This is a genomic window from Myroides sp. C15-4, from assembly GCF_050522745.1.
GTDB lineage: Bacteria > Bacteroidota > Bacteroidia > Flavobacteriales > Flavobacteriaceae > Flavobacterium.
The window spans coordinates 1-12,089 of the sequence record NZ_JBMVQX010000052.1 but is presented as its reverse complement, the minus strand read 5'-3'; the positions used below and the strand labels follow the sequence as shown (position 1 = coordinate 12,089).

The window sequence follows — 12,089 nt, the reverse complement described above, 5'->3', positions numbered from 1 at the left end:
ACTGGCACAGTTTGACCGAAATCACTGGCACAAGTACTCCGAAATCACTGGCACAAATCGAAACGGAATATCCACCTTGAAAACAAAAAAAAAAAAACATAGCAATTAAGAAAGTAACTCTAAACGATATTCAAGAGTTACAAACAATCAGTAGGCAAACTTTTTTTGAAACCTTTTCAGAAACAAACAGTCAGGAAAACATGACCAAATATCTTGAGGATAGTTTTTCAATTAAGACACTAACTAAAGAATTAACTGATATTTATTCTGACTTTTATTTTGCAATTTTATCACATCAAATAATTGGCTATCTTAAATTAAACTATGGAGTTTCTCAAACAGAAATAAAAGATTCCAACAGCATAGAAATAAAAAGAATCTATGTTTTACAAGAATATCATGGGCAAAAGGTTGGGCAAATATTATATGAAAAAGCTTTACAAGTAGCATATATTAAAAAAGTCAACTATTTGTGGTTAGGTGTTTGGGAAGAAAACCCAAAAGCTATTCGTTTCTATCAAAAAAAAATAGATTTATAGCATTTGATAAACATATTTTTCTACCAGCAGATGATAAGCAAAGCGATATAATGATGAAGAAAACATTAGTATAGGATTTTTTTAAACAATACAACCAAATCATGTTAACCTTAGAGGTTTTTGACTGGCTATAATCTAACATGTTGAATTTCCATATATAAAAATTCTTCTATTAATTTTATAGAAAAACAGCTCAATTTAGGTTTGTTTTTCATTTGAAAATCCACCATCGGTTCATATTTGCATATTCAAAATCTTGTTTATATCGATCGGGAATATTCCCTTCGAGTAAAGATCCCACTTTTAAAGAAGGAAAAATTTCTTCATACGTCAACATCTCATTCAATGAAACACGTCTGTAAATATGGGTACGCGTGATGTTTTTCATGTCATCTAGTCCAGAAGCTCCTAATAACTCAACGAAGCTCTCCACTGTTCCTTTATGGTAATTGGCCATACGTACTTTTTTGTCTGCAACGTCTAAACCTATGGTCAACTTTGGATCCTGCGTAGCAATTCCCGTAGGACAACGGTTGGTGTTACATAAAAGAGTTTGGATACATCCAATAGCAATCATCATCGCACGAGCGGCATTACACGTATCTGCACCTAAAGCCATAGCACGAGCAATATGAAACGACGAAGTTACTTTTCCAGAAGCAATGATCTTAATGTGCTTGCGAATTCCCATTCCCATTAAAATATTATGTACAAAAGCCAGTCCATCCAACATAGGGGCTCCTACATAATTCGAGAACTCTTGCGGTGCAGCCCCCGTACCACCTTCGCCACCATCTACAGAGATAAAATCCGGATACGTATCTAAATGAACCATCGCCTTACAAATAGAAATAAACTCTGCTTTGTGTCCGATACACAGTTTAAACCCAATCGGTTTCCCCTCTGATAGAGTTCGCAATTCCTTAATAAACGAAACTAATTCTAATGGTGAATTAAAAGCCGAGTGATAAGGCGGTGAAGCCACAACCGTATGCGGTTTTACTTGTCTGATTTCCGCAATTTCCACTGTATTTTTAGACGCAGGAAGTATTCCCCCATGCCCTGGTTTAGCTCCTTGTGAGATTTTTAACTCGATCATTTTTACATTCGGTAATTTCGCTTTTTCCGCAAATAAGGTAGGATCAAATTTTCCATGCTCATCTCTACATCCAAAGTATCCCGTACCAATTTGCCAAATTAAGTCCCCTCCACCTTTTAAATGATACGGACTTATTCCTCCTTCACCTGTATTATGCGCAAACCCTCCTAATTTTGCACCACCACTCATGGCTTCTATAGCTTGAGCGCTTAGTGAACCAAAACTCATGGCTGAAATATTGAGGATACTGGCTGAATACGGCTGTTTACAGTCTTTATTACCAAACAGTACACGAGGATTGTGATCTAGTTTATCAAAGGCTTTTGGAGCAATTGAGTGACACATCCATTCGTAACCCTCTGCATAAACGTCTAATTGCGTTCCAAATGGAATTGTTTCCAATTCTTTTTTAGCACGTTGATAGATGGTTGCACGGTCGATACGACTAATTGGTTTACCGTCGGTATCGGATTCAATAAAATATTGATACATTTTTGGTCGAAGTTCTTCCATCACATAGCGAAGTCGACCAAAGATTGGATAAATACGCCTCAGTGTATGTTTCTTTTGATACATATCCTGATATCCCATAATCACAAAGATGAGAATAACTACAAAAAAGATGCCCCAATTCTTATTTAAAAAGAGAGTAAGTAGAAGCATTACAATCAAAAGTAATGTTGAAAAAACGACAAATTGTTTACGCATAAGTTTGACTTGTTTTTAACCTTCACTATATTATAAGAATAATAAATTAGGTTTACTGTTAAATATCTATCTCTATATTCTAGATAAATTAAACCACTCTTCAGAGAAAATATACCAATTAAACTAACGATTCGATTATAAATAATCCTGTACTGATAGTATAAAATTTATTTTTCTTGTTCTTAGAAACTTTTATTTAACACAATTCTTGATAAAATTAGAATATTATCTTACTATCAAAATCAGTTAAAAAGTATTCTATTTATCATTTTCAAGATAGGACTCAATAAGATTGATGGCATTGGATACTACATCACTTAAGGCAACTATATAATTTCCTTCTTTAGCAATAGATAAAACATGTTTAAGGGCTTCAGCTTCTTTTGGGATTATTTCATAAGTAACCTGTTTATTAATACTAGTTATTCCTATTAATATCAATTGTATTATTTCTTCTTCAGTCCTTCCTCGTAGATGGTTTTCTTGTCGAATAATAATATGATCAAACATTCGTGCAGCGATTTTACCACATTTAATAATATCCTGATCTCGTCGATCTCCTACTGCTGCTATTATACCAATTTTCCTAGAGGCTTCAATAAACGTTAAATAGTCTTCAATGGCTAAATATCCTGCTGGATTATGGGCGAAATCAATCATGATTTTAAATTTTTTAAATTCAAAAACATTCATTCTCCCTGGAGTTTGAGTGGGACTAGGAATAAAAGTTTGCAAGGACATTCTGATGTTTGCTGGTTCAAATCCATACAGATAACTGGCCAGAGTAGCTGCCAATACATTTTGCACCATAAATTTTGCTTTTCCCTGCATAGTAAGAGGAACATTAATAACTTTTTCAATTCTAATGTTCCAATGCTTTTTTTTAATGGTTATATATCCATTTTCACAAACAGCTACTATTTCACCTCTTTTCAAGCATGCTTCTACAATAGAGCTATTTACATCTAACGAAAAATATGCAACTTGACAGTCTAGTGTTTGTGAAATCTTCATACAATAGGGATCATCTGCATTTAAAATAGCCCAGCCATCTGTTTTTACACTCTCAACTACAACAGCTTTGACTTTTGCCAAATCAGCCAACGTATGAATATCATCTAAATCTAAGTGATCTTCCTTAATATTGGTAATAATAGCAATATCACAACTAGTGAATCCTAATCCTGCACGCAAAATACCTCCTCTAGCTGTCTCTAATATAGCAATTTCAACACTTGGATCTCGCAGCACATAATGAGCACTAACAGGACCTGTGGTATCTCCTTTTTCCATTAGTTGATGATCGATATATATGCCATCAGATGTTGTAAAACCTACTTTAAAGCCATGATTTTTTGCAATATGAGCCAGTAAACGAGTTGTTGTTGTTTTACCATTTGTTCCTGTTATTGCTAGTATAGGAATTCTAGATTCTTTTCCTGGAGGATATAACATATCCAAAACAGGTACAGCTACATTACGCGAAATCCCTTCGCTAGGCGCTAAATGCATTCTAAATCCTGGTGCTGCATTTACTTCTAACACCACACCCTCATTTTCTTTTAAAGCAGTCGTAAGGTTAACAGCCATGATATCAATTCCACAAATATCCAATCCGATAACTCTTGCAATCCTTTCTGCTAATAAAATGTTTTCTGGATGGATTTGATCCGTTACATCAATTGCCGTTCCTCCTGTGCTTAAATTAGCAGTAGATTTTAAATTAACAATCATATTATCTTCGACAATAGAATCCAGTTGAAGCTCTCTTTTAGACAAAAGACTCAGGGTATCTCGATCGATTTCTATCTTAGTTAAAACATTCTCATGACCATTTCCGCGTAAAGGATCTTTATTTGTTAATTCAATTAATTCTCTTATTGTTCGAACTCCATCGCCAATAATATGAGCAGCAACCCTTTTTGAAGCCGCTACGACTTTATTATTGATGACCAAAACTCTAAAATCATGGCCCCTAATAAATTTTTCAACGATGACTCTTTCACTATATTTTTGTGCATGTATTAAAGCTTGTTTAGCTGTTTCAAAGTCGAGAACTTTAATAGACACACCTTTTCCCTGATTTCCATCTAATGGCTTTATCACTATAGGATATCCTACTTTATCAATGAGTTGTTTAAGTTGATCTTGGTTTATACAAACACCACCTTCTGCAACAGGTATGGAGCATTGTTTGAGTATCATTTTTGTCTTCTCTTTATCACATGCTAAATCTACAGCGATATGACTAGTTTCACATGTGATGGTTGCTTGAATGCGCATTTGATTAACTCCATAACCTAACTGAATAAAAGATTGATTGTCCAATGGTATCCATGGAATTTTTCTATTTTTTGCTTCCTTTACAATACTAAGTGTAGAAGGTCCTAAAATAAAACGTCGATAAATTTGCTTTAACTTTTGAATTGTCGAGTCCAAGTCATAAGCAACTCCATCAACTAGTGCTTGGGCAATTTCTACTGCTGATTTTGCAGCAAATACACCTGCATTTTCTTCCTCATAATCAAACACAACATGATAGGTCCCTGAAACTTTTGTTTCTCTGGTTCTTCCGAATCCCGATTGCATACCAGCTAAAGATTGGATTTCAATAGATATATGCTCCACCACATGTCCCATCCAAGTGCCAGTGCTTACTCTACTGAAAAAACCTCCAGGACTTCCTTCAGAACATCGATGACTGTATAATGATGGTAATAATACTTTTATTCGTTGTAAAAACCCATCAATTACATCTGTGGGTCTTTGTTCTAGCTCTTCTATATTTAATCGCATTTGAATGAGCTTCACTCTTGTATTACTCCAAATATTAGGACCTCGTAAAATTGATATTTTTTCTATAATCATATACCTTACTTTTATATTTATCAAGGTACTATTAAATAAGGACTACAACTATTTTAATTAAAAATATTACCAATAAATTAAGATAATTATTTAATGATATAATGGTTTAATTTGATTAAATTACAAAATCAATAATTTTAAACATGAGTATTAAAGGAAAATTAATTATCGTTGGTGGAGGAATAGATGTAGGAAATTCTATCGCCAGTGAAACAGAAATAAAACAAATAAACAGTAATTACTTTTACAATTGTGGTATTCTAAAGAACATAATAGACGAGTCGAAAAACAAGGAAGAATCCCGAATTGAAATTATAACCACTGCCTCTAAAATGCCAGAAGAGGTAAGTCAAACATATATACATGCTTTTAAACTTCTCGGAGCCACAAACGTTGGACACTTGCCAATCAATAGTAGATTAGAAGCTAATGATCCTGATAATTTACAGCGGCTCACCCAAGCAAATACTGTGCTATTTACTGGAGGAGATCAATTGCGTTTAACTTCTGTGATAGGAGGAACTCCGTTTCAACAAATGTTATTGGATAAATATCATCATGAAGAGTTTTTATATGCAGGTACCTCTGCGGGTGCAGCAGCAGTATCATCTAGTATGATTTATCAAGGTAACAGCTCCGATGCTTTATTAAAAGGTTTGGTAGAAATAAATAGTGGTTTAAGCCTGATTGATTCCATCATTGTTGATACTCATTTTATACAACGAGGTAGAATTGGCCGATTATTTCAAGTTGTTGTTGGAAATCCCATGAAAATAGGTATAGGTCTAGGCGAGGATACCGGATTAATAATTACTGATAACAATGACACCATGATTGCAATTGGTTCAGGTAGTATTATACTTGTAGACGGACGACAAATTACAGATACCAATCTAACTCAAATAGACATTGGGAAACCTATTTCTATTAGTCACTTAATTACCCATGTTATGACTCAAAATGATATTTTTTTCTTTAAAGAAAACAAAATAATTATAAAGGATTCTCAGTATAATAACTAATAAATATAAGTAGTATGAAATTAATTATACATGGTGGTTTTCTCTCAGAATCCCATACCAATGACAAAACAAGAAATCAAAAACAAGAGGCGTTAAAACGTATTATTCATCAAGGTTTTCAATACTTAAAAATGAATACTTCTATTCAGACAGTTGCCTATGTTGTTAGTCTTTTAGAAAATGATCCTCTTTTTAATGCTGGGACAGGTTCTCAGATACAATCCGATGGGATTATAAGAATGAGTGCTGCTTTAATGGATGGAAGTACTTTAAGAATGGCCGGTGTGATTAATATTGAGAATGTAAAAAATCCAATTTTAGTAGCAGAAAAATTAATGTCTTATGAAGATAAAATACTTGGTGGAATTGGAGCTATTGAATTTGCAAGAGCGAATCATTTCATCTTTTTTAATCCTCAAATTAAACAACGCAAAGACGAATATGATAAAAAAAAGCAAAACAAAGATAAAAACACATTAAAAACAAGTACTGTAGGATGCGTTTGTATAGACAATTCTGGTAAAATTGCAACAGCCACTTCTACTGGAGGTAAAGGATTTGAAATACCTGGAAGAATCTCTGATTCTGCAACAGTGGCAGGAAATTATGCTAATACCTATTGTGGAGTAAGTTTAACTGGTATTGGCGAGGATATTGTAAGTCTTGCTATGGCAGCCAAAATTGCAACACGAGTGAGTGATGGCATGACCTTAGCTGAGGCATTTGAAAAAAGTTTTCAAGATCTGAAACAAATACAAGGATTGGCGGGAGCTATAGCAATCGATTATAAGGGCAATATATATCATCAAGAATCACATCCAACAATGGTATATGCTAGTTATGATGGAATTAAATTGGATATTTTCTAAAAAAATTCAATAGCCTTTCACTTCTTTGTCAAGCATATCAAGAGAAACAACAAATGTAAACTTAATTCAAAAACCACCTGACAATAAATATCAAGTGGTTTTAGAAAGAAGCAACAAATTATTAATAAAGTTTTTTTATTTTGGTAAATGAATTAATAATATTATAATCTGTCTTTTTTTTATTTTGTTTAAAGTCTATTACTAATTGCTTTCTTTGTACAGACTTTTTGTACAGACTTGTATCTTTGTGTTACTTTATACAGCTTTTCAACCAATCAATATTTATAACACTTACCAGTATTTAGATGGTATTTAATGCCGATTCTAAATTAAACGTAAGTAGTTTGGTGATGATTTTTAATTGGTTTTTATGGGGGCATAACTAACACCACATTACTACCTTACAAAGGTTGTTTTTATTGATTGACAAAGTATTATATAAAAAACATAAGAGATTACATAATTCACACATCTTCCCTGCTACTTTTTCTAGGCGTGAATCTATTATATTGATAAGGTAAATTGACTTCTCTAAAGCAATTAAATCTATACAAAATCTCAAATAAACTTAATTCATCATACTTCAGATTTGAATCTTACAAACGATATTAAATTATTCTATCGTATTTTGTGGTAAATTATTCAATATATAAGCTTGAGTTCTCATTTTTGTTAAAACGTAGTCCAATCTGAATTCATCTCGTAATCTAAAATGGGATTTACATCATTTTGTATATTAAATTGACCATAAAAAGCAGCCAAATCTGAAAGAAGACTTTGACGTGTGATTTCTATAAGTTGCATATTAAAACCATCCAGTTGCAAGACGAATTGAAAGCTTATAACTCGAGCTATCATTTTACCTATAAGTATTAAATTGCGTTGTTTTAACGTACTATCAATACTTAAATCTAATTGAGACACAAAATATTCAGCACTCAAACTCGTGCGCTCATACTCTTTTAAAAAACCATATAGATTCGTTTTTTTTGCTTTTCTCATCAATTTTAGTATCCCCTCCGCAATTTGGGTATACAACATTTCGTTTGATCCTTCAAAAATTTGAAAAGGTCTACAATCAACCAAGGATCTTCCAGCAATATGGTCTAATCGATATCCATTAGCCCCAGCTAATTGTAAACTAATTTGGGCTGATTCTTGCATTAAATCTGTAACTAAAGCTTTCAGTACATTAGCCTCAATACTCATTAAGGCCAAGTTTTTGTCAATTCCGCTTATATCAACGCTAAAAATACACATACCAGAACACAAGGTGTAAGCGGCCTGTATCTTTGCAATTTGATTTTTGACTGAATCAATTGTCAACAAAGGTGTACCTCCTACTTGTCTTTCTTGGCAATGTGTTAAGGACTCATCTAAAAGCCTTTTAATAAACCCTAATCCCATACCAGGGAATTGAAGCCTGCTGCGATGAAGCGTATCAAGCATTAATTTAATTCCTGTGGTTTCATTGAGTAATTTTTGCTCCTTAGGAACAATTATATCAATTTCATTAATACCATAAGCAATAGCATACAAACCCAAGTTATTATATCGATGAGTCATAGGAATATATTGATGTTCTTTATTATTTTCACAAACAAAAAAATCAATATCTCTTGCTAATTCTCCATTTGGTCTAGTCTCTCTGGCCGTTACAATCCAAAAATCAGCTGTACCACTTAATCCTTGCCAGTGTTTTTGTCCTTTAATATGATACATATTTTGCTTTTGCTCAAAAGCTGTTTTCATATTCAAAGCGTCACTCCCGTGAGCTTTTTCAGTAATCATTAATCCACCCATCGCTTTGTTTTCTATAAACTCTTTAAAAACCCTTTGCTGAACAGCAGCTTGTCCATATTTAGCCAAAGGTTCCAAAAAAAGAGCGATATTAATCCCAAAAATCAATGAAAGAGGTAAAGATTCATAAGAGGCTGCTGAGAGAATTTGCAAGCATTCTTTTACTTTCATTCCCCTGCCTCCATACCTCTGAGGGATAGCTACAGACAAGGGGGTTTGATCCATAATTTCATCCACTAATTCAGCAGGAAAATCACGGGTAAGTCCCAAAGCATTATAATTATATTTTTCTCGAAACAGATATTTCAATCGCTTCTTAAATTCTTCGATATAAATACTAAAATCCATATTTTCTACTAATGCATTCATCTCTATTATCTTTTATAAATTAAAACTTCTTGATTGTCCGAGAATTTATAACCTTGGCATAGCAATAATATTTGCTGGAATTTAATTTTTATTAATAATAAAAAAAACCACCTGACGACAACAAATATCAAGTGGTTTTTAAAGAAGTAACAAATTATTAATTAAGTTTTATTTATTTCGGTTAAGAATTAATAGTATTAAAATTTGATATTCTGTTTACTTCTAATTAAAGTCTAGTACGCATCTTTTTGCCAGTTTCACTGATTGCTTTTTCTGTACAGGCTTGTGCCTTAGTATTACATTCTACAGCTTTTTCAACCAATCCATCCTCATAATGTTTAGCAGCATCTAAATGATATTTTACAGCTGATTCTAAATGACCAGCCGCTTCACGATGATTCTTGATTTCATTTTGTGAACTACTAGCTAAGGCTTTGTTTTTTTCATCTTTCTTGTCCATATGTTTTGTGTTTTATTTTGTAGTTTAATTACTACAACACAAAGGTGGAAATTACTGATTATAAAATCATTACACAATAATAATTATCTATTATATCATTCACACATCTTCGCGATTTATCCTTTTCTTATCTTTGAGCTTTTTAAAAAAAGTTGGGGTCAAACCCGTGACTTTTTTAAACTGAGCAGATAAATGTGCTACACTACTATAGTTAAGCTTATAGGAAATCTCAGATAAATTTAATTCATCATAAATCAAAAGTTCTTTTACTCGTTCAATCTTGTGAACAATACCAAATTGTTCTATTGTAGTACCTGTAGATTCAGAAAATATGTTAGCCAGATAAGTATAGTCATAATTTAGCTGTTTACTTATGTAATCAGATTTTTTTATTTTTAAAACCTCTATATCACCATACACCATTTCAATTACTACTTTTTTAATTTTCTCAATCAAAATAGCTCGTTTACTCTCCATAAGTTCTAATCCTGTTTGAAGTAAAGCCATTTTTAATTGCGTAAACTCTTCATTGGTAAGTTCTTGTTTTAATTCTACTTCACCAAGATCTACACTACCATAAATGATTCCGAGTTTATCCAGCTCCATCCTCACTATCATCTTACAGCGAAAACTCACCATGTATTTTATGAAAATCTTCATACTTAAGAACTTTTATCTAAAGGTAACCTAAAGAATTGATTAACTGATGTTAATAGTCAAAAAAAGCGAATTGATATATAACCTAAAAAACAAAGAGGAAGATCTATATAGATCTTCCTCTTCTAGCAAAACGCTGTTTATTTAAATCTCACAGCAGAGATTCCTTTAAAAAAATATTGATAAAAACCAAGGTAAGGATATCGAAAAAAATTACTTTTGGGCATTCAATACCAACGTCTGTTTTCTTACCCCGATTTTTATTCAACATTCATTAAACCCAATCATGAAATTATTATTCTATTTCGATAAATGTTTGTGGCCAATTTTTGAACTGTATTCCACCGCCTTATTCGTGCTATCTTGTGCTTTTGCATTGCACTCAATAGCTTTATCAATATCGCCATTTTCAAAATACCTAGATGCATCAAAATGATACTTTATAGCTAATTCTAAATGATTGATTGCTAAATTGTGATTCAGTATCTTTTGCTCCAAAATCTTTTGATCGCTTTGAGTTTTTATATCCATATTATTTACCTTCAATAACTACATTTACATAACCTAAAGGTCTGTTTTACTTGTCTAAAAAGCATTATACAACAATTGATATAAATTATATTTTTCACACATTAAAACATACTATCAATAAGCTGCTTAAAGAAAAAAACTTTTTATATATTAAAATACCCTTTCTATAGACTATCGAATTAGGTCTCACTTTTTAATTGATTAAGCAAACCAGTTATATTACAACATCCTTATTTCAATTGTAGTAAAATCTACAATTAGATGTAGGTCAATGTAGTTTGAACAAACTAAATTTTAATCCAGACATCCAGATTTTAAGAAATAAAGTGCACCCTAAAGTGCACTTACAGTTATATTAAATTGTTTTATAACAAAATAATTACACTTTACTCTGTTTTTCATATTTATTGATTAAATCAATCACTTCTGGGCGCTTTTTATTCATTTTTTTCTCAAGACGATTTAATAAATCATTCTCCTTTCCCACCTCATACTTCAAATCAACGTCTGTCAATTGCGAAAATTGCTCTTTTAACTTTTTTGACGATTCATCCCAATTTGAAATTTTAACTACTTCCAATCTTTGATTATTATTCATAATAAAGAATTTTATTATAGCTTAATTGCTATTTAGTAAATGTAGCGTTTATAAACTCCTTAGTTTTATATAATAAAAAATAATGTTTATATAATAAAGCTATTTTACAAATTCTATCACTTAATTTTTTTTACAATAAAAACTACCTAAATTTAATCACTATATTGCGTATGTTATTTATAATTAAGATTTTACATCTTGTGTAAATAATACAATTCTAAACTGAATTATTGAAAATAATATCCGATATAACTTATGGCTACTAACCAAGATCAAAATCACCCCCAATTGAAATTTGAAACTAAAAATAATACAGTTAATAAATTAATTACAGTAGCTTATTTTATTACTATAAAATATAGTCCAGATTATTTTTTGACTATGTTTAAAAAATTATACAACAAAGATCAATTATATCTTATTTATATCGATCATACTTGCTCTTTAGAGGTAAAAAATATGATTCAAACCTACGTTGTGCATTTATCAAATTGTAGGCTTACCTAAAAATCGGACAGTTGTTAATTCGAAATTATTAACTTTAAACAAAACTGTCAAATATGAAAACA

Annotated in this window: 9 protein-coding genes and 1 pseudogene; 3 read left to right on the top strand and 7 right to left on the bottom strand. The window is 31.8% G+C overall.

The window, feature by feature from the left end; translation table 11 throughout:
* Window positions 1-98: 98 nt before the first annotated feature.
* Window positions 99-613: pseudogene (locus ACPDHL_RS15525) on the top strand (GNAT family N-acetyltransferase).
* A gap of 137 nt (window positions 614-750) precedes the next feature.
* On the opposite strand, the gene ACPDHL_RS15520 reads toward ACPDHL_RS15525, so the two are convergent.
* Both ACPDHL_RS15520 and cphA read right to left on the bottom strand, forming a co-directional pair.
* Window positions 751-2,346: an FMN-binding glutamate synthase family protein gene (locus ACPDHL_RS15520; RefSeq protein ID WP_430533637.1), complete on the bottom strand. Its 1,596-nt coding sequence runs from the start codon at window positions 2,344-2,346 to the stop codon at window positions 751-753.
* A 258-nt stretch (window positions 2,347-2,604) separates the two neighbouring features.
* Window positions 2,605-5,214: a cyanophycin synthetase gene (gene cphA / locus ACPDHL_RS15515; RefSeq protein WP_353162000.1), complete on the bottom strand. Its 2,610-nt coding sequence runs from the start codon at window positions 5,212-5,214 to the stop codon at window positions 2,605-2,607.
* 143 nt (window positions 5,215-5,357) lie between these two features.
* Between cphA and ACPDHL_RS15510 the strand changes: the two genes are divergently transcribed.
* Window positions 5,358-6,236: a cyanophycinase gene (locus ACPDHL_RS15510; protein WP_060875538.1), complete on the top strand. Its 879-nt coding sequence runs from the start codon at window positions 5,358-5,360 to the stop codon at window positions 6,234-6,236.
* A gap of 14 nt (window positions 6,237-6,250) precedes the next feature.
* Window positions 6,251-7,105, top strand: a complete 855-nt coding sequence (locus ACPDHL_RS15505; protein WP_002992092.1) for an isoaspartyl peptidase/L-asparaginase — start codon at window positions 6,251-6,253, stop codon at window positions 7,103-7,105.
* Between the two features lie 672 nt (window positions 7,106-7,777).
* On the opposite strand, the gene ACPDHL_RS15500 is transcribed toward ACPDHL_RS15505, so the two are convergent.
* From ACPDHL_RS15500 to ACPDHL_RS15480, 5 genes are all read right to left on the bottom strand, one after another.
* Window positions 7,778-9,274, bottom strand: coding sequence for an acyl-CoA dehydrogenase family protein (locus ACPDHL_RS15500; protein ID WP_060875539.1), 1,497 nt, complete (start codon window positions 9,272-9,274; stop codon window positions 7,778-7,780).
* A gap of 226 nt (window positions 9,275-9,500) precedes the next feature.
* Entirely contained in the window at window positions 9,501-9,734 is a 234-nt protein-coding gene (locus ACPDHL_RS15495; RefSeq protein ID WP_002992090.1) for a hypothetical protein, read from the bottom strand.
* Window positions 9,735-9,833: 99 nt separating this feature from the next.
* A complete protein-coding gene (locus tag ACPDHL_RS15490; protein ID WP_002992089.1) occupies window positions 9,834-10,394 on the bottom strand; it encodes a helix-turn-helix domain-containing protein in 561 nt (186 codons plus the stop codon).
* 297 nt (window positions 10,395-10,691) lie between these two features.
* Window positions 10,692-10,922 carry a hypothetical protein gene (locus ACPDHL_RS15485; protein WP_060875540.1) on the bottom strand — a complete coding sequence of 77 codons (231 nt, stop codon included), beginning with the start codon at window positions 10,920-10,922 and terminating at the stop codon, window positions 10,692-10,694.
* Window positions 10,923-11,301: 379 nt separating this feature from the next.
* Window positions 11,302-11,520, bottom strand: coding sequence for a hypothetical protein (locus ACPDHL_RS15480; protein WP_430533636.1), 219 nt, complete (start codon window positions 11,518-11,520; stop codon window positions 11,302-11,304).
* Window positions 11,521-12,089 lie beyond the last annotated feature (569 nt).

What these genes read in the sequence shown, in the direction of transcription:
- ACPDHL_RS15520 (WP_430533637.1), bottom strand. Translation starts at nt 2,346, where the DNA reads ATGCGTAAACAATTTGTCGTTTTTTCAACATTACTTTTGATTGTAATG.
- cphA (WP_353162000.1), bottom strand. Translation starts at nt 5,214, where the DNA reads ATGATTATAGAAAAAATATCAATTTTACGAGGTCCTAATATTTGGAGT.
- ACPDHL_RS15510 (WP_060875538.1), top strand. Translation starts at nt 5,358, where the DNA reads ATGAGTATTAAAGGAAAATTAATTATCGTTGGTGGAGGAATAGATGTA.
- ACPDHL_RS15505 (WP_002992092.1), top strand. Translation starts at nt 6,251, where the DNA reads ATGAAATTAATTATACATGGTGGTTTTCTCTCAGAATCCCATACCAAT.
- ACPDHL_RS15500 (WP_060875539.1), bottom strand. Translation starts at nt 9,274, where the DNA reads ATGAATGCATTAGTAGAAAATATGGATTTTAGTATTTATATCGAAGAA.
- ACPDHL_RS15495 (WP_002992090.1), bottom strand. Translation starts at nt 9,734, where the DNA reads ATGGACAAGAAAGATGAAAAAAACAAAGCCTTAGCTAGTAGTTCACAA.
- ACPDHL_RS15490 (WP_002992089.1), bottom strand. Translation starts at nt 10,394, where the DNA reads ATGAAGATTTTCATAAAATACATGGTGAGTTTTCGCTGTAAGATGATA.
- ACPDHL_RS15485 (WP_060875540.1), bottom strand. Translation starts at nt 10,922, where the DNA reads ATGGATATAAAAACTCAAAGCGATCAAAAGATTTTGGAGCAAAAGATA.
- ACPDHL_RS15480 (WP_430533636.1), bottom strand. Translation starts at nt 11,520, where the DNA reads ATGAATAATAATCAAAGATTGGAAGTAGTTAAAATTTCAAATTGGGAT.